The 19,645-nt window shown below is 47.0% G+C and carries 13 protein-coding genes and 1 pseudogene; all 14 read left to right on the top strand.

The window, feature by feature from the left end:
• Positions 1 to 838: 838 nt before the first annotated feature.
• Positions 839 to 1,039: pseudogene (locus ASD40_RS39030) on the top strand (YiaA/YiaB family inner membrane protein); the annotation flags it as partial.
• The gene (locus ASD40_RS06620; protein ID WP_268795876.1) at positions 1,031 to 1,297 is read left to right on the top strand and encodes a YiaA/YiaB family inner membrane protein; all 267 of its coding nucleotides are present in this window, start codon (positions 1,031 to 1,033) and stop codon (positions 1,295 to 1,297) included. The pseudogene ASD40_RS39030 and the gene ASD40_RS06620, both read left to right, overlap by 9 nt.
• A 155-nt stretch (positions 1,298 to 1,452) precedes the next feature.
• Entirely contained in the window at positions 1,453 to 3,255 is a 1,803-nt protein-coding gene (locus ASD40_RS06615; protein ID WP_057302545.1) for a sensor histidine kinase, read from the top strand.
• Positions 3,252 to 4,808 carry a response regulator transcription factor gene (locus tag ASD40_RS06610; RefSeq protein WP_057302544.1) on the top strand — a complete coding sequence of 519 codons (1,557 nt, stop codon included), beginning with the start codon at positions 3,252 to 3,254 and terminating at the stop codon, positions 4,806 to 4,808. The genes ASD40_RS06615 and ASD40_RS06610 overlap by 4 nt, the downstream gene beginning before the upstream one ends.
• A gap of 161 nt (positions 4,809 to 4,969) precedes the next feature.
• Positions 4,970 to 6,835, top strand: a complete 1,866-nt coding sequence (gene iolD / locus ASD40_RS06605) for a 3D-(3,5/4)-trihydroxycyclohexane-1,2-dione acylhydrolase (decyclizing) (protein ID WP_057302543.1) — start codon at positions 4,970 to 4,972, stop codon at positions 6,833 to 6,835.
• A 24-nt stretch (positions 6,836 to 6,859) separates the two neighbouring features.
• Entirely contained in the window at positions 6,860 to 7,768 is a 909-nt protein-coding gene (gene iolE / locus ASD40_RS06600; RefSeq protein WP_057302542.1) for a myo-inosose-2 dehydratase, read from the top strand.
• A gap of 7 nt (positions 7,769 to 7,775) precedes the next feature.
• Complete coding sequence (iolC, locus tag ASD40_RS06595; RefSeq protein WP_057302541.1) at positions 7,776 to 8,786, top strand: 5-dehydro-2-deoxygluconokinase; 1,011 nt, start codon at positions 7,776 to 7,778, stop codon at positions 8,784 to 8,786.
• A 31-nt stretch (positions 8,787 to 8,817) separates the two neighbouring features.
• Positions 8,818 to 10,263 carry a CoA-acylating methylmalonate-semialdehyde dehydrogenase gene (locus ASD40_RS06590; protein WP_057302540.1) on the top strand — a complete coding sequence of 482 codons (1,446 nt, stop codon included), beginning with the start codon at positions 8,818 to 8,820 and terminating at the stop codon, positions 10,261 to 10,263.
• A gap of 38 nt (positions 10,264 to 10,301) precedes the next feature.
• Complete coding sequence (fba, locus tag ASD40_RS06585) at positions 10,302 to 11,177, top strand: class II fructose-1,6-bisphosphate aldolase (RefSeq protein ID WP_057302539.1); 876 nt, start codon at positions 10,302 to 10,304, stop codon at positions 11,175 to 11,177.
• Complete coding sequence (iolG, locus tag ASD40_RS06580) at positions 11,177 to 12,220, top strand: inositol 2-dehydrogenase (protein ID WP_057302638.1); 1,044 nt, start codon at positions 11,177 to 11,179, stop codon at positions 12,218 to 12,220. The genes fba and iolG overlap by 1 nt, the downstream gene beginning before the upstream one ends.
• Positions 12,221 to 12,237: 17 nt before the next feature.
• Positions 12,238 to 13,062, top strand: coding sequence for a 5-deoxy-glucuronate isomerase (gene iolB, locus ASD40_RS06575; RefSeq protein ID WP_057302538.1), 825 nt, complete (start codon positions 12,238 to 12,240; stop codon positions 13,060 to 13,062).
• A 76-nt stretch (positions 13,063 to 13,138) separates the two neighbouring features.
• Entirely contained in the window at positions 13,139 to 14,158 is a 1,020-nt protein-coding gene (locus tag ASD40_RS06570) for a LacI family DNA-binding transcriptional regulator (protein WP_057302537.1), read from the top strand.
• Between the two features lie 1,094 nt (positions 14,159 to 15,252).
• A complete protein-coding gene (locus tag ASD40_RS06565) occupies positions 15,253 to 17,868 on the top strand; it encodes a transglutaminase domain-containing protein (RefSeq protein WP_082562102.1) in 2,616 nt (871 codons plus the stop codon).
• A gap of 108 nt (positions 17,869 to 17,976) precedes the next feature.
• Complete coding sequence (locus ASD40_RS06560; protein WP_235549185.1) at positions 17,977 to 19,125, top strand: GntR family transcriptional regulator; 1,149 nt, start codon at positions 17,977 to 17,979, stop codon at positions 19,123 to 19,125.
• The last annotated feature ends 520 nt before the right edge of the window (positions 19,126 to 19,645 follow it).

The following is a 19,645-nucleotide window of genomic DNA, read 5'->3' as shown; positions in this document are numbered from 1 at the left end:
AGAAATATCGTCGGATAAACCTTAAGGAGCTAATTTCACTATTAAAGCACTATTTTCCCACAAAGCGCCATAATATCTTGGGTAGGTGACTGTTTTTGAATGCGGTATAAGTCCTTATGTAGCAAGGGTTTTGAATTACGAAATTGACTCTTTTTTGCAACATTTTCACAGAAAATATGGATTCACTTGCAAAATGTTGTACAAAGTACAACATTTCCCGGTACGAAGCAAAATGATGCTTAAACTATATATAATCACATAGAAGGTCTCTATGCGTTTTTGGTGACGACTGGTTTGTTTGGATGTCTTGTCTTGACTTGTCTTTGTCTTTGTCTTGTCTTGTCTTTGTCTTGTCTTGACTTATCTTGATTTGTCTTGATTTGACTTGATTTGACTTGACTTATCTGGTTTATGTGGTTATTTGCTTGTTTATAGTTTATTTAGTGGAAATAGAAAATTTGGAGGCAAGTTGCACAACGTACAACAATTTCTTTGATATCTTCTCTACAAGCAATAAATGTTGTACAGCGTACAACATTACCCCTACGAAACAAGCTAATACAAATATGCCTTAGGCGGCACAATGTGTTTAACATCAACCTTTGCAGCACTCGCTCTCTCAACGCGCGAGAATCCTTGGCGCCGTTGTAGCACAACCGCGTGGCGGTGGTCAACCCCAATAAAGACGATGCAAGCCGTGTTTTAGGATGCAAGAGCATTTGGGTACTATTGGTAAATAGTACTATCTGCGATGGGAGCTATCTCGTATACTAAGAACAAAAGCAAGAGCAAAACACTAAAGCGTTGCGGCAGCAACCACAGGGGGCTTTCTGAGATGATGGATCATCGGAGACGGAATACGACAGCATTTACTTTTATGGCATGGGCATCTTTCATTGGGGCGTTTCTGGCGATGTTCATCGGGATTTATACATTGGAAGAATCACTGAGTGTCAAAGGTTACTTCGCAGTTTGCGCGTTATTCCTCACGATGTCAGCTTTTGTCTTACAGAAGGTTATTCGTGATAATTTGGAGGATGGCTACGGTTCACGCAAACGCAATACAGCTGCTTTCACCTTCTTGGCATGGAGCTCATTCGCTCTAGCGCTTCTGGGTATGTTTATTGGGATTATTAACCTGGAGCAGTTGCTTTCTGTAAAAGGTTATTACGCTGTTACGGCCTTGTTCCTGACGATGTCTTCCTTTGTTCTCCAGAAAACGGTACGTGACAACAACGATGATGAGCTCCTGCAACCGATCGAAAATAAATTAGAAAATAAATTCGAAGAGCTGTAGCACACAGCGCTTTGCCAAGAAGTTTAGTTCATGATTGATGAACTAAGCTTTTTTCAATTTTTGCCTATATGACTAAAAGGATGGCAGGAACACGAAAGATGTTGCTATAATGTCGTCAAGGGATTGGCCACTACTAAGATATAGGGGTAAATGAGATGAGATCATGGAGTCGACTTTTACTAAGCATTAACCGCAGCTTCAGGGTAAAACTGATTCTCAGCTTATCCGTCATCATTTTGCTGACGTTCGGCATAACGGGTTATTTAACGTATCGCTATAACTTGACACTGTTTGAAGAAGAAATCAGTAAGCAGTTTTCGAGTACGAACGAAGAAGCACTGGCGAAGATGGACCTGAAAGTACAGGAGGTTGTACGGATCTCACAAACGGTCGTATTTAATCCTGAAATCGAAAAGGTCATCACACGGATCAATTCGAGCGAAGATTCCGATCCTTTTAATCTGTATTACAACAAAAAGCAAATCGAAGAACAGATATTCCAGATCAAATCCGATGCGCCATATATTACCGGTATGTACTTGTATGACCTCAAAGGGAATCCTTCTTATTTCAGCTATACCACCTCGGCCATTAACACGCCGAATGAGAGCGTATTCAGCACAATTCGTTCCAAAATCAACGACACCTATGGGGATCTCGTTTGGATTAACATGCCATTGTCATCCTCCGTGGAGCCAAGCGGGTTCAGAAACACAATCATTGTGGCCCGATGGATGAAAAATAGCGCTTTGAACACGTATGGTGTGCTCGTGATGGCTTTTGACGAATCGTTCTTCTCAGGTTCTCTCAAGGAACTGACGAAGAATGGAGAGGGCGAAGTCTATTTGTTCAACAAGAATAATGAGCTGTTATTTAGCAATTCGCCGGAGAGCACGATAGATAAACAGGAACGCCTGAAAAATTTGAATCAAACTCAGATTATGGATCAGCATTTGTTCGTTCAAGGACAGTCGAAAGTGACTTCCTTCAAGCTAGTTAGCGGCACTTCGCTTACGGCTATTCAAAGCAAGAATCGGGATTTATTTCAGAAAATCGTATACTCTGGCCTGGTCAGCATTCTTCTCACCAGTGTGTTGATCGTACTCTCTACGGGAAATCTGCTGCGGCCGCTCAAGGATTTGCTGCAGGGTCTGCGCAAAGTAAGATCTGGCGATTTCGATACGCGCATTGAGATTCGAACCAAAGATGAGCTGGCCTATATCGGAGAGAGCTTTAACGCAATGGCGGAACAAGTCGGAAGGCTGATCAAGGAAGTGTATTTGACGCAATTAAGTGAGAAGGAAGCAGAGCTTAAAGCGCTGCAGGCTCAATTAAATCCACATTTTCTGCATAACATGTTTAACGAAATTTATTGGAAGCTTTATCTGCAAGACGAGGTCGAAACAGCGGCCTTGATCGCGGCTATATCCGAGATGCTCAAGTACTCGTTGATGCCTGTGCGTACCCTAACCACTGTGGGAGAAGAACTACAGCAGATCCGAAACTATTTGAAGGTACAGAAGGAGCTCTTTGAAACGGACTTGGAGACGATCATTCAAGCGGATGATGACGTTCTGAATGGCCAAGTTATGCGGTCTCTTCTACAGCCATTGGTCGAAAATGTGTTTATGCATGCCTTTCGCAACAAAGTGTCGCATAAAGTGCTGTTGATTAAAGCGAGTAGTCGAGATGGCTTTCTTGAGATTGAAGTAACGGATAATGGCTGCGGTATGGACGAAGTGGCCATTTCGCAAATACTAGGCTTCCAAGGCTCCTCTTTGCCGCAGCGTTCAGATGGGCGAGAAAGTCTCGGGGTTCGCAGTGTTGTTAGGAGAATCGAGCTGGTGTATGGCTCGCCTTATCGTTTGGAAATCAATAGCGTGATCGAAAGCGGTACCACTATGCGTCTTGTTTTGCCTTTTGTAAACAACGTCGAGACAGGAGGTTCAGCAGCATGAGAATCGGTAGAGTATTAATTGTGGAAGATCAGCCGAATTTTCGAAAAGGGCTAATGAAGATGTTAGAAGGCAGAGAATTAGGCTGGGAAGTGGTTGGCGAAGCTAGCAACGGGCAGGATGCATTAGCAATGCTGGACGAGCTTAAGCCTGACTTGGTGTTGACCGATATCCGAATGCCCATCATGGACGGGATCGAATTCGTAGGGCATTTACGGCAGAACTATCCCGACATGCTTGTCATCATTTTGACGGGCTACAAAAATTTTGAGTATGCACAAGCGGCCGTTCGACATGGTGCGTTGGATTTTCTGACCAAACCATGTACGGAACAGGATGTTCGTCAGGTGATGAATAAGGCATCCGAGCGGTTCTATGTAAAATATGCCCAGCAGCAGAAACAGGAAGTGCAGCTGCGGCTCCAGCAAGATCAGGAGCTTCGATCGGCTTTGCTGGACTTGCCTTATGAGAAGAGCACAGCAGCAAGGCTAACCGATGGCCTGGCTGGCAAGGAGCTGTGGCTTCTGCAAATCAACAGCGAGGATTTGGCAAATAAAGCGTATGGGAAAAGCGACATGAGCCTGCTGCAGTTTGCGTTCTCCAATATCGCCCAAGAGCTGCTGAATGGAGCGGGTGTTGAGGCGCAGCTGCTATTAGTGGAGCATGACAGCTTTGTACTGGTTTCGGCACAACATGGTGTCGAGGAGAACTTGCAAGAAGCCATTCAAAATGCTTCCTTCGAGTATTTAAAAATTCGCTTGCATATGATTTCCATGGGGATCGGCCCTTCTGCTAATGAGTTAGCGGATTTGTATAACTTGACCAAGGGGATTGTCTACGGACCTGTTGCCAGCCTTCCTGAGAGTGGAAGTGAAATAGGATCCGGGATTATGCTGTCGCTTAACCAGGCGAGGGTTAGAGAGATGGAAGTTCAACTGATGTCTGCCATTCTGGTCGGTCAGGAGGACAGTCTTCAGCTTCTTTTGGATCGGGTGCTTGCAGAGCTGCCTCTTTTGTCGCCGGAGGAAATGCGAATTGGGGCGTTATCACTCTCCATTGCTTTGCTTGGAACGATACAGAAGCAATTTGATCCCGATGATAACAATGCGCTAGCCAGGATTCCTAACGAAATGCCGCAAACGCACTGGACCTCTGAAGAAGTCCTTCATTGGGCTGCCGAGCAAGTGAAGAGCTTCCAGCAGCAATTTAACAACTGGCAGGCGGCCAAAAGTGACAATCTGATCGAGAGAGCCGTCAAGTACATTGAGGAGCACTACAATGAAGAGTGCCGCTTGACCGATGTGGCCTCGCATATTCATTTAAATCCAAGCTATTTCAGCGTTGTATTTAAGAAAGCAACAGGGGAAAGTTTTACACGCTTCGTTACCCGTTTCCGTATGGATAAGGCGGCTTTGCTGCTCCGAAATACCGATATGAAAATATTCGAGATCGCTTCTACCATCGGGTTTGATGAGCCGAATTATTTTACGAATGTCTTCAAACAGCAGTTCCAAATGTCACCCAAGGAGTACAGGAATGGCAGAGCGACACCATAAGGTTAAAAGCTTCAGGATGTCACTATGCCATTGCCATTTCTTGGTCCATGATTTTTTTTGTAAAAGGCATTGCGGTCGAAAACAATATGTTGTACTATCGGATTAAGCGCTTAACCTCGTGAGATTAAGCGCTTAACCTTTATCATGAAAGGAAGATGGTCATGGGTACGATTCGACTAACGATGGCACAAGCGCTGCTGCGTTTTCTGGACCAACAGTATGTGTCTGTGGATGGACAAGAGACCAAGTTTGTGCGTGGTGTCATGGGGATTTTCGGTCATGGCAATGTGACAGGACTTGGAGAAGCCTTGGAACGAAGCGCAGGAGACCTTACTTATATACAAGGCAAGAATGAGCAGGGGATGGTACATGCCGCTGCGGCTTACGCCAAGCAGCAAAACCGTCTGCAAATCTATGCCTGCACGACATCGATTGGACCTGGTGCTCTGAATATGGTGACCGCCGCGGCAACAGCGACAGTCAACCGGATTCCGGTGCTGCTGCTGCCAGGAGACAATTTTGCCACAAGACAGCCAGATCCAGTGCTCCAGCAGCTTGAGGTTATGGGTGATTATACCATATCGGCCACTAATCCTTTCAAATCAGTCAGTAAATATTGGGACCGAATTGTTCGCCCAGAGCAGTTAATGAGCGCGGCTGTACAGGCGATGCGAGTGTTAACAGACCCTGCAGAAACAGGTGCGGTTACCCTAGCTTTACCTCAAGATGTGCAGGCTGAGGCGTACGATTATCCGGAAGCCTTTTTCGATAAGAAAGTCCATTATCTAGATAGACGTCCACCAGCAAGAGAAGCGGTGAATCGTGCTGTGGCCTGCCTGGTAGGCAAACAGCGTCCGTTGATTATTGCAGGAGGCGGAGTCCTTTATGCCGATGCAACGAAGGAATTGATGGAATTTGCAGCTGCCTTTGGGATTCCTGTAGCAGAAACGCAAGCAGGTAAAAGCTCGTTGCCTTGGAACCATCCGCTGAATGTTGGCGCTATCGGTGTTACGGGCGCACTCGCAGCGAATGTGCTGGCAAAACAAGCGGACCTGATTATCGGCGTAGGGACGCGGTATTCCGACTTTACAACGGCATCGAAATCGGCTTTTGCAAATCCGAAGGTGCAGTTTATTAATATAAATGTCAGTGGGTTTGACTCTTCGAAAATGAGCGGGATCAGCATTACGGCTGATGCGAAGGAAGCGTTAAGCGCTCTGAAAGATGCTTTGACGGCGCAGCACTATGTTAGCGGTTACGAGAACGGTTACATAGCTTCTTTGAAAGCAGAGTGGGATGGCGAGGTTGACCGCTTGTACAATGCGGAATGTGAAGAGGGCTTTGCCCAAACTCGCGCGCTTGGGGTCATTAATCAAACGATTGATCCTTCAGCTGTCATTGTTTGCGCAGCGGGAAGCCTGCCGGGGGATTTACACCGCTTATGGCGATCATCGGAGCCTAAAACCTATCATATGGAATACGGCTTCTCCTGCATGGGCTATGAAGTTAGCGGTGCTTTCGGGGCAGCGTTGGCTGAGCCGAATCGCGAGGTCTATGCCGTGGTCGGTGATGGAAGCTACCTGATGCTGCACTCTGAGATGGTCACAAGCCTGCAAGAGGGCCGGAAATTTACTGTGCTGCTGTTCGATAATCATGGCTTCCAATGCATCCATAATCTGCAAAGGGGTCACGGCAGCGACGGGTTCGGGAATGAGTTCCGATATCGTGAAGCCGCTACGGGCAAGTTGACAGGCGGATATATGCCAATTGATTTCGCAGCGCATGCTCGCAGCTTAGGCGCGAAGGCTTACAAAGCAAACACTCCTGAAGAACTAAAGGAAGCGCTGCTTAAAGCGAAGGATGAAACAGTCACGACGCTGATCGAGATTCCTGTTGTTCCGGGAACCAACACACAGGGGTATGAATCCTGGTGGCAGGTAGGTGTTCCTGAAGTTTCCGAGAGCGAGAAAGTGATTGCAGCGCACGAAGAGATGAAGAAAAATATACAAGCGGCGAGACCCATTTAACGATAAAGGGGAGAGAACGTATCTATGAAAGATCTGCCATTTAAGCTAGGTATCCATCCAATTAATTGGGTGGGAGAAGACGTCAAAGAACATGGCGCGGATACCACATATGAGCAAATTTTAGATGATATTCAGGCGTTGGGGCTGAAAGGTACCGAGATGGGCCGCAAATATCCGACCGATATTGCCGTACTGAAGCAGGAGCTGGATAAGCGGGGGATAGGCCTCGTGTCACAGTGGAAATCCGTGCTATTCTCTGATCCTGCTTACAGGGATGAGGAACTGAGAGCCTATAGGAAACACGCTGAGTTTCTCAAAGAAATGGGCAGTACGGTCATCAGCACAGCAGAAGTTGGGGGCTCTCTTCACTTCGACCCGCGCCGCTCCCCGAACGAGAAGGAAGTTATTCGTCTGGATGAAGCCGGCTGGCAAAGCTTAGCAGAAGGACTAAACCTTGCAGGAGCCATCGCGCAGGAGTACGGTTTGAAGTTGACGTATCACCACCACGGTGGAACGGTAGTTGAAAGTCCGGAGGAAATTGATAAGCTGATGGAGCTTACAGATCCTTCGCTCGTATACCTGCTCTTCGACACCGGTCATGCCTATTATGGCGGGGCGGACCCACTCACTGTGCTGCGCAAGCACGAAAAGCGGATTGCTTATATCCACTTGAAGGATATTCGGCAAGCCGTATTAGATGAAGCTCGCGCTGAACAGGTCGATTTCGTGACTTGTATCCGCAAAGGGGTGTTCACCGTTCCTGGTGACGGTTGTATCGACTTCGATCCTATATTTGAGGAGCTGCTATCTCAAGGATTTGCGGGATGGGCGATGTTGGAAGGCGAGCAGGATCCGGCTGCACACAACCCTTATGAATACGCTAAGAAAGCACTTCAACATATAGAATCCCTCATTCCACAAGAAAGAAGGTAATGATCCTATGACCTATGTTTCCTTTCCACAGTCGAAGCCGCTGGATTTTGTAGCCATTGGTAGACTATGTATAGATTTGAATGCGAATGAAATTAATCGTCCTATGGAAGAGACTATGACCTTTACCAAATATGTAGGGGGTTCACCCGCTAACATTACGATTGGCATGGCAAGATTGGGCATGAAAACAGCCTTTATCGGTAAAATCGCCAACGATCAAATGGGTCGTTTCATCGCTGATTATTTAGAGCGGAACAACATCGAAACTACGAATGTCGTGACAGATCATACTGGCGCGGTTACGGGACTAGCCTTTACAGAAATCAAAAGCCCAACGGAATGCAGCATCCTTATGTATCGTGACAATGTGGCGGACTTGCTGCTGACACCAGCCGAAGTACAAGAATCACTGATTGCAGAATCAAAGGTACTTCTTATCTCTGGTACAGCACTTGCGCAAAGCCCGTCCCGCGAAGCCGTCTTTCAGGCATTGGATTACGCGAAGAAGCATGGGGTCGTCATCATTTTTGATCTAGATTACCGTCCATACACATGGAAAACATCAGAAGAGACAGCCGTTTACTACAATCTGGCGGCCGAGAAATGTGACATTATTCTGGGTACCCGCGAAGAATTCGATATGATGGAACGCTTTGAGAACAATCCTGAGAAAAATGATCAGATCACAGCTGCTAAATGGTTCGACTATTCGGCGAAGATTGTCATTATCAAGCATGGCAAGGAAGGCTCCATCGCTTATACGCCAGACGGTGTTGGTCATCGTGCCAAGAGCTTCCCGGCTAAAGTGGTCAAGACGTTTGGTGCAGGGGATTCTTATGCCGCTGGCTTTATTTATGGCATTATGCAAGGTTGGACGATTGAAAAAAGTATGGAATACGGCAGTGCCGCAGCTTGTATCGTGATCTCCAGTCACAGCTGCTCCGATGCGATGCCGACAACTGATCAAGTCAACGACTATATCGAGCGCTGCAACCGCGGTGAAATTACAGCATCTTAACTTATTCGAACCATTAAAGGAGAGTCCACATATGACAACAACATTGAAAAACTGGATTGGCGGCGAATGGATCGCTTCAACATCCACACAAACAGAACCGGTATATAACCCTGCAACAGAAGAGATTCTTGCACATATTCCAATTTCTACGAAAGCAGATGTGGATCATGCGGTTCGTACGGCACAAGAAGCTTTCCAAACTTGGAGCCGCACACCTGTACCACGTAGGGCTCGCGTATTATTCAAATACCAACAGCTTCTGGTGGAGCATTGGGAAGAGCTGGCGCGAATCGTTACACAAGAAAACGGAAAAAGCTACAACGAAGCTTACGGAGAAGTGCTTCGCGGCATCGAGTGTGTAGAATTCGCCGCTGGTGCTCCATCTTTGATGATGGGAAAACAGCTTCCAGATATCGCGTCCAATATTGAATCCGGTATGTACCGTTATCCGATTGGTGTTATCGGTGGTATTACACCATTTAACTTCCCAATGATGGTGCCTTGCTGGATGTTCCCGCTTGCGATTGCCTGCGGTAATACCTTCGTGCTGAAGCCATCTGAACGCACACCTCATCTTGCAAACCGCTTGGCTGAGTTGTTCCATGAAGCGGGCTTACCAGCTGGCGTGCTCAATATCGTTCATGGTGCACATGACGTGGTCAATGGCCTTCTTGAACACAAAGAAGTTAAAGCTATTTCGTTCGTTGGCTCCCAGCCCGTTGCCGAATATATTTACAAAACTGCTTCTGCGAATGGGAAACGCGTTCAAGCACTCGCAGGCGCTAAAAACCACTCGATCGTTATGCCAGATGCCGATTTGAACATTGCTGTGAAAGAAATCGTCAATGCAGCCTTCGGTTCTGCAGGCGAGCGCTGTATGGCTTGTTCCGTCGTGGTGGCGGTTGGAGAAGTTGGCGATACGCTTGTAAGCAAGCTGCTTGAAGCTGCTGATCGGATTACGATTGGTAATGGACTAGAAGAAGGTATTTTCTTAGGGCCTGTCATCCGCGGTCAGCATAAAGAAAGAACGTTAAAATACATCGAAATCGGCGAAACCGAAGGAGCGCTTCTGGTCCGTGACGGCCGTAAGGACGCTGCTTCTGAGGGGCAAGGTTATTTCGTGGGACCTACGATCTTTGACCAAGTTGAGTGTGGCATGAAAATTTGGGAAGACGAGATTTTTGCACCTGTTCTCTCCGTCATTAGAGTGGCTACTCTTGAGGAAGCGATCGAGCTTTCCAATCGTTCTGATTTTGCCAATGGCGCATGCCTCTTTACAAAGGATGGCAGCAATGTACGCCAATTCCGTGAAAATATCGATGCTGGTATGCTCGGCATTAACCTAGGCGTTCCCGCACCGATGGCTTTCTTCCCTTTCTCTGGCTGGAAAAAATCGTTCTACGGCGATTTGCATGCAAATGGGACAGACGGCGTGGAGTTCTATACGCGGAAGAAAATGGTCACTGCTCGCTGGTAACAGCGGGATAGACCTTATCGACAGGAGAGGTGAACTTCATGACGCTCGTTTCAATGAAAGAGATGCTGCAGCAGGCTTTGGCAGGAAAATATGCGGTCGGGCAGTTTAATTTGAATAACCTAGAATTTACACAAGCAATCTTACAGGCTGCTCAACAGGAACAAGCGCCTGTCATTCTAGGTGTTAGTGAAGCTTATATCCCTTATATGGGCGGACTGCCCTGTATTGTAGGAATGGTGAAATCACTAATTGAGCACTATGGGGTAACAGTCCCAGTAGCTCTTCATCTCGACCACGGAACCAGCTATGACCTATGTATTCGTGCGATCCATGCCGGATTTACTTCTGTCATGATCGATGCATCTCATCATTCGCTGGAGGATAATATCGAGGTCACTCGTCAGGTGACACAAGCCGCGCATGTGCTGGGTGTATCGGTGGAGTCGGAGCTGGGCCGGATTACCGGACGCGAGGATGACTTAGTCGTAGACGAAGCTGAAGGCATGTACGCTGTTGCCGAGGACTGCGTTCGTTTAGTGAGGGAGACGGGGATCGATTGTTTAGCTCCTGCCCTTGGATCGGTTCACGGTCCTTATCGGGGACAGCCAAAACTCGGTTTCGATCGAATGGCGGAAATTAGAACACTGACTGGACTGCCGCTTGTGCTTCATGGCGGAAGCGGTCTGCCAGATGAAGAGATCCGTCAAGCGATCGCTTGCGGTACGGCCAAAATCAATGTGAATACAGATAATCAAATTGCTTGTACAGCCGCTATCCGTTCGTTCTTGAATGAGCATCCGGAAGCATACGATCCAAGGAACTATTTAGTGCCGGCACGGGAAGCGATCATCGCCTCCGTTAGAGCCAAAATTCAATTATTCGGTTCAACAGGCAAAGCGGGAGGGAACGCATGATGAATAAAATTAGAATCGGTATTATTGGTGCCGGAAGAATTGGTAAAATCCACGCAGATAATTTGCTGCGAATACCTGGGGTTGAAATCATTGCGGTGAGCGATTTGTTTGCCGGTCCTGAGTTAGAGGCATGGGCTGCTTCACGTCAGATTCAGACGGTTACAAAGGATAGCCATGTGCTTATTGATAACCCAGACATCGACGCCATCTTTATTTGCTCATCCACGGATACGCATGTCCCGCTCATTCAATTGGCGGCACTAGCAGGTAAACATATTTTCTGCGAAAAACCAATCAGCATGGATATTACCCAAACTGAAGCGGCAATTGCTGCGGTTAATCAGGCTGGTGTGAAGCTGCAAATCGGCTTCAATCGCAGATTTGACCATAACTTCAAGCGAGTTCGCGAGGTTGTTCAAGGAGGAACAATTGGCGATCCGCATATCGTGAAAATCACGTCCCGTGATCCAAATCCACCACACGCTGATTACATCAAGGTGTCGGGCGGCATTTTCATGGATATGATGATCCATGACTTCGACATGGCTCGCTTTGTAGCGGGAAGCGAGGTTGAGGAAGTTTATGCGCAGGGCCATGTGCTCATTAACCCAGTTTTCGCCGAGCATGGCGATGTCGACACCGCAATCGTAACGCTGAAGTTCCAGAATGGTGCTCTCGGTGTTATCGATAACAGTCGTCAAGCTGTATACGGTTATGACCAACGGGTTGAAGTGTTTGGCTCCAAAGGAAGTGTAGCTGTTGCCAACGACCATCCTAATACGGCTGTAATTAGTACGGCTGATGCTATTGTTAGCGAAAAGCCGCTGCATTTCTTCCTGGAACGCTATCAAGCTGCTTATATGGAAGAAACACAGATTTTCATCGATTGTCTGTTAAATGATAAGCCTGTACCAGTGAGTGGCTATGACGGTATGCAGGCGGAGCGGATCGCTTTGGCTGCTAAGCTGTCTTCCCGTTTGGGCCGACCGGTGAAAGTAAGCGAGGCGTTAGATTTGCTTAAACAGACCTCGGTATCTCAATAAAGGAGGGAGACGTTAACATGAACAGGTCTAAACTGATTGTAACGCCTGCCTCCTCCCCGAATGAGGAAGGCAGCCTTTTAACAGTGACTCCGGAGTCAGCAGGATGGAAGTATGTTGGTTTCGAAGTTGTACAGCTTGCAGAGGGGCAATCCTTGAGCCGTGAGACAGCCGGGCTGGAAGTTTGTCTTGTCCTGCTTAGCGGGAAAGCCGATGTGGCTACCAGGCAAGCAGAGTGGACAAATATTGGGCAGCGGATGAGCGTATTTGAGAAAATACCGCCATATTCCGTCTATGTACCTAATGATGATAGCTATGAGGTTACCGCGCTGACTGCAGTGGAGCTTGCTATTTGCTCTGCTCCTGGTGCTGGTAACCATAAAGCACGTCTGATTGCACCTGACCAGGTAGGGGTAGAAATGCGTGGTTATGGCAATATAGAGCGCCAAATCCATAACATTTTGCCAGAGCAGGAACCAGCGGATAGCTTGCTTGTGGTTGAAGTCTTCACACCGAATGGGCACTGGTCGAGCTATCCGCCCCATAAGCATGATCGCGATGCGCTTCCAGACGAATCGTTTCTGGAAGAAACGTATTATTATCGCGTCGATCCGGGCCATGGCTTTGCGGTTCAACGTGTGTACACGGACGACCGATCGCTTGATGAGACGCTGATTGTTAAGAATGGGGAAACCGTGCTCGTTCCGCGTGGCTATCACCCTGTTTCGGCTCCTCCAGGCTATGATGTGTATTACCTGAATGTTATGGCGGGACCTACTCGAACATGGAAGTTTCATAATGATCCGGAACATGCCTGGATCATGACGAAGCCGCGCGAAGCGTAAGCTGGTTTGCAAGTTCCCGTCAGCCCCTTCATAATGGAAGAAAAAAAGTATCCTTCAAGAAAAATGGGGTAGTAGGATGAAGGCAACCATCTATGATGTGGCTAGAGAGGCCGGTGTGTCCATTGCGGCGGTCTCGCAGGTCATGAACGGCAAAGGAAAAATAAGCGAAGAACGGCGCGGTGAAATCATAAAAATAATGGAGCGGCTCAATTATCAGCCTAGCGTTATCGCGTCAGCGCTGACTGGTAAAAAGACCTATACATTAGGTCTGCTTGTGCCCGATATTTCCAATCCCTTTTTTGCGGAAATTGCTCGAGCTGTAGAGGACCAAGGCCATCATATGGGCTATAGCCTGGTCATTTGCAGCAGCGATAATAAAGATGAACGGGTGGAGCGATATCTGAATTTACTCCAGCAAAAAAGTGTGGATGCCATGATCATTGGTACGGGGATGGACAATAAAGACATGCTGACTCCATTGATGGAGAGAGCGATCCCCATTGCTATGATCGCAAGGGAAATGCCTGATATCGACGTTCATACGGTCGTAGTTGATGACTTTGTAGGAGGTGCGTTGGCAGCAACGCATCTACTGGATTTGGGTCATCGGCGCATGGCCATCCTGGCTGAGCACTCGAAAGTAAGCAGCAGCCGCGAAAGGGTGCGAGGCTTCAAGAGCAAGCTGGAAGAAGCGGGGGCCCAGCTGCCGGAAAACAGCGTACGCAATTGCCACTACGTTGTAGCAGATGGGAAGCGTGAAGCGCTTGAACTGTTGGGACAATCAGGCTCTGATCGGCCGACCGCGCTGTTTTGTTGTAATGATTTGCTCGCAATTGGTGCGCTTCAGGCCGCTAAGCAGCTTGGTTTGCGCGTGCCAGAGGAGCTGTCCGTGATCGGTTTCGATAACACGATTCTAGCTTCAGTAACAGATCCGCCGCTTACGACTATCGCTCAGCCAATCGAGCCGATGGGGAAGATGGTCGTCGATTTGTTGATTCAGGAATTGAAGAAAGAAACGAAGACAAAGCTACGAGTTGTGATGCGTCCCGAGCTGATTGTTAGGCAATCCACTGCGGCTCCAACGGTTTGTGATTAATATATTTGCAGCTTATTAGGCTGCTTCCCTTTGCGGGAGGCGGCTTTTTTTGTTGATAAGAAAGTATAAGTTTTATTTTGACAAACGCGCTCGTCCCAGAAGGACGACGGAGTCGTTTATCCTTGGTTGTATAAGAAATTATGATTTCGCAGTCTGTGTATAAGATGTGTATAAAGTTGTAGATAAGTAATGTAATTTTGTTCTGTTAAATGATGTTGGGTTAAGTTGAGAGGCGAAGCTTACACCTATTTGGCATGCGTGGTGAATTATGGATTTCGCTGAGTTTGAGTGAGAATTGGATAAATGAATAAGCGTCGGATTCGGTAGATGGCTAACTAACCTTTTCTGATGCTTGTTTTCTGGAGTTTAATTTTCTAATGTTTTTGATCTAAGTGTTTCGTTTCCTAGCTTGTGTTTGTTGGTTTTTTGAAAAATGGAGAATTAGCCAGTCATTGAGCCCAGGATTCGTGAAGTTGTACTTAGTACAACAATTTCCTTGATTTTTTCTTGATAAGCTCGAGATGTTGTATGCTGTACAACAATTTAGCCTATTTCCGTGCCATAGAGCTACTTTTGGCTGGAATTGTTGTACTTTTTACAACAATCGCGTGGAAAACGCAGATTAGCTCGCCTATTGTTGTACGAAATACAACATTACACGGAGAATGCGTCTTGCATGCAGCTCGCAAGAGTACTGAGCACTCTTTGTCTCGCCGAATAGTGATGGTCAAGTCCACGCGCGCGAATCCTGGGCACTCTTTGTGTCGCTGCGAGGCGATGGTCAAGTCCATGCGCGCAAATCCTAGGAGCATGCTGAGTCGCCGCATGGCGTGGTCAACACTCACAACCCCAGCGGAAGTAGTCTTTTCGTATTATCAGGCATCCAGATATATCTACTTTGCTGCCACTCCCCGCCAATAACCACGTCTGAGCTAGCAGCAACACAGATCTCAGCGGAAGTTACCAAATAAACTTCTGCTTGAGTTATAAAAAAATATATTTAAATTAGATATACTATATTGTAATATATATTTCAAAAGATATATCATTATGGATGTGGCACTTATAAAATGACTAAGGGAGTGGGCACAACAATGACGAATGTTTTTTCGTTAGACAGCACTACGATCACGAGAATCGAAGAAAAAATGCGGTTCAAACGAGAAGTGGCGCAAACGAGGGAGAAGGAGCTTTTTGACATTTTTGAGAAGCCTATGAATGAAGAAGAAGCGTGGGCTCTTAAATTTTTATATGCATACATGCCGCTGAATGATTTGGCGGATTATGAGGGATGTCTCTTTTTAAGCCATGTACGGACTACGCTTGAAATCCGTGAAGATGTGCAATGGGGAAGACGTGTGCCCGATCACGAGTTTCTGCATTTTGTGCTTCCATACCGAGTAAATAATGAAAACATTGAGGACAGCAGGGGATGGTTCTTCGGACAATTAGTTGATCGGGTCAAGAACCTTTCGATGGAACAGGCCATATTGGAAATCAATCACTGGTGCCATGAGAAAGCGACCTATGTCGGATGCGACCCGCGGACGGTTTCCCCGCTGACGATGGTCCGCAATACGCTGGGAAGGTGCGGAGAACAGTCGACTCTATTGGTGGCAGCACTAAGGAGTTTGTGTATTCCTGCCCGCCAGTGTTATACACCGCGATGGGCGCATTGCGATTCCAATCATGCTTGGGTGGAAGCGTGGGCCGACGGAAAATGGTATTTCCTTGGTGCGTGCGAGCCGGAGCCTCGACTGAATGAGGGGTGGTTTCGGGGGCCGGCGAAGCGAGCTATGCTCGTCAATACTCGCGTTGCAGCCAACTATCCAGGTCCAGAGGAGCTTACATTAGCACATCCTTGGTACTCAGAAATCAATTTATTGAGCCCTTACGCCCCAACCAAAAAGATTACGATCAGGGTCAAAGACGAAAAGGGAAACCCGGTGCCTGGGGCCACTGTCATTTTCCAAGTGTACAACTATGCTGACTTTTCTCCTATTGCTACTATACCAGCAGACGAGGGAGGGGAAGCTTTATTAACCGCAGGTCTTGGTGATTTGTTGATTCATTCAGTCTCGGGAAATCTTTGGGGGACGAAAAAGATTAGTGTGAAGGATGCCGATGTGTTCGACATTCTATTGTCCGATAAACTGCCGCAGAATGGGATCAGCGTCTTCGATATGGCTCCCCCGCAGGAACTGCCGGATAGAGCGGAAGACGCTATCACCGAAGCCGAAAAACAAGAGAACAACCGTCGTATTCATGAGGGTGCGAGCATCAGGAAAAAATATGAAGCTTCCTTCGTGGATACCCTTCAGGCAGAGGAATTGGCGAAAAAGTTGTCTTTGCCCGCAAGCAGGGTCAGGGACATATTGGAGATGGCGCGTGGTAACAGTCACGAAATCGCTGCTTTTTTACAAGAATATACGCTGAGATACGGCGAATGGACTTTGAAGCTGCTAGAGAGTTTGAACGTTAAAGATTTGACGGATACCATCGGGTCAACGCTTGCAGACCATCTTGCCCAGTCGGTTGTGTTTAAAGAAAAGTTTGATGAAGAAACGTTTATGCGTTACATCCTTTGTCCAAGAGTTCATTTTGAAATGATAAGGCCTTACAGGAAATTCTTTCTGGAACAATTCACAGATTCGGAGCAACGAAGTTTTCGGGACGATCCAGTCAAGTTGGTCGGTTGGCTCTCGGAGCACTTTGAGATTGTGGAAGATTTGAATTATTATCAGGGAATGGCAACACCTATAGGGAGCTTTCGATTGCAAAAAGGCGACCGTTTGAGTCGCGATATTCTTTTCGTAGCGTTGGCACGAAGCTTAGGGATCCCTGCGCGTCTTGAACCGAGTGAACGAAGTCCCCAATTTCGGGTTGGTGAGTCGTGGAAGGACGTTGTATTTTTACAGCATGGCGACCAATTACGGACGGACTTGTCAGATAACAAGGAAATAGGGAGCATCAGGTTCATTGCAAATGCTGCAGCCGATAATGACTTGGAATATTTCCGTAACTTTTCTTTAGCACGCTTTGAAAATGGCCAGTACAAGACGCTTCTATTCACAGCTGGCAAAAAGGACTTCTATGAGGAGCCGCTTGTTGTGAAGCCCGGCAGTTACCGGTTAACGACAGGTACGCGATTGCCAGATGGGACAGCTAGGGTGCAATTCGCGATGTTTACTGTATTACCAGATAGAACAACGGAAATTATTCCGGCTTTTACCAAGGAATCCGTTCAAGCGCCTGTATGGGGATCGGTTGATCCAGATTTGTCTTTCTCATTTTTCAATGGTAAAAGAAGTGCGCTAGGTGAATTGGCTGAACGTCGTGGCCTACTCATAGCTTGGATCGATCCGGATCGGGAACCTACGAAGCATTTGATCCGGGAACTCCGAGAGCTTTCTAAGGAGTATGATGATTGGGGCGGCTGTATTTGCCTGGTAGTTGAGGATGATAAAGTGACTGCTGCGTTTCAGCCGAACGCTTATGATGGCTTACCTGCCAAAACAGATTTTGCAAAAGACGTCTCCAGCAAAGGCCTGCAATCCGTGCTGACTGGTATCCAATCGGAGCTTCAATCCAATCTTCCGCTTGTATTTGTGTTGGATCGTGAATGCCGCATCCGGTATCTGTCCGCAGGTTATAAGTTGGGGATCGGTAAAGAGGCGCTGCAAGTTGTAAGGCAGTTGGATGAAGAATAGGTTTGGGCCCACTAAGCATGCTTGATAATTTGGTATATTTAATTTACAATGTTGGTATATATTTTTATATCAAATAGTCTACGAGATGCATGGACAACTGGAAGTGATGTGTTGGAATTGGATAGTAAGCCGCTTTATATGAAAATTTTGAGCGATTTGAAAGAAAAAATTAGATCTGGGGAGTATGTGCCTGAGCAGCAGCTTCCGACCGAAGTAGAGCTTGCGATGCAGTACGGCGTCAGCCGGATTACATCCAAACGCGCCCTGATCGAGTTGGAGCGGGAAGGCATGATCTACCGCAAACGCGGCAGCGGAAGCTACGTAAAATATCCGGAAGATGCCGTTGATACGGCTATTCCAAACGCAACACACCCCATCATCGCAATGATTTTGCCTTATATGGCTACAAGTGAGCTTGACTATATCAAAGGAGCCCACGATTACTTGGACTCCAAAGGCTATTATTTGAGCATACACAATAGCAACTGGAAAAAAGAAAAGGAAAAAGAGATACTGGCCAAGGTGCCGAAAAGCGGCCTGAGCGGTATCATCGTGTATCCAATTAGCACGATCAGCAACATCGATGTGATCAATGCACTTTATTGGAACGATTATCCGATTGTAACGATCGATCAATATTTCGATAGCTTGCCTATCAGCAGTGTCGTATCCGATAACTTTGAAGGTGGTTATATGACTGCCAAAAGATTGATTGAACTCGGGCACGAACGGATCGCTTTTGTTTCCAGCGTCAGCATTGAATACCGCAGTTCTGTTAGGGATAGGTATCTAGGTTATTGCAAAGCATTAAAAGACCATAAGATGTCAATCGATTCGGATCTCGTGCTGACGGATTTCTATCGTGAGTTAAATGGGGCAAACGCGAAAGCATTTTACAAATCGTTGATTTCGAAATTAAGGCATATGAAGGTTACCGCTCTTCAGGTTGAGCATGATCATCTTGCTGTCGAACTGCTCAAAAGCGCTTTGGAAATGGGGATTGGCGTTCCCGAACAGCTATCCATAGCAGGCTTTGACGACCATGAAATAGCCAGGCATGTCGAAGTTCCATTATCTTCGGTCGGCCAAGATTATTACTCGATTGGGCGCCAAGCGGCGGAAATCATCATTCGGAGGATTGAGAACGCCGATACCGAACAATACAAAATTAAGACGCCGGTACGATGGGTTGAACGCGAATCCACGGGGCCACGCCCGAATCCGTACACGACCGATTTACCAGCCGTACAACTATAAACAACGAACCTTCCCAGGTGTCATGCCTACCTTCGGGAAGGTTTTATATTTACAGCCCGATTTTACGAGGCTAGTGGGTATGGTGGCGAAGCTTGCCTTATTTAGGAAAGTTAGCTTCGGATTTTTGCAGCCTAAGGCAAGCTTGCTCAAACCCGGACGGCTAGCATCCAAGCGTCGGGAGCATCATGGAGCGTAAGTGAGATCTAAGCGCTTCGGGAGCATCATGAAGCGTAAGCGAGATTGTGGATATGCATAATCATTCGGTAAGTGAATATGGTCTAGGGTTTTATGTTTGTATTTGTTGGGGGAATAGGGGAATAGGGGAATAGGGGAATAGGGAAATAGCAAGGCAAACGCGCCCAGGATTCGTAATGTTGTATTTCGTACAACAATTCCCTTGATTTATTCTGGGCAAGCTTTAGATTGTTGTATTTCGTACAACAATTCTATAAAGCCCCCTAATTAAGTTGGACACTTTTAGGCTAAGAAAATACAATGAAATTAGCCGGAGGTTGTTCGT

Origin of the sequence: Paenibacillus sp. Root444D2, assembly GCF_001426375.1 — a bacterium.
In the GTDB taxonomy this organism is placed as follows: domain Bacteria; phylum Bacillota; class Bacilli; order Paenibacillales; family NBRC-103111; genus Paenibacillus_E.
The sequence above is the reverse complement of the archived record's forward strand: the minus strand, read 5'-3'. Positions and strand labels throughout refer to the sequence as shown.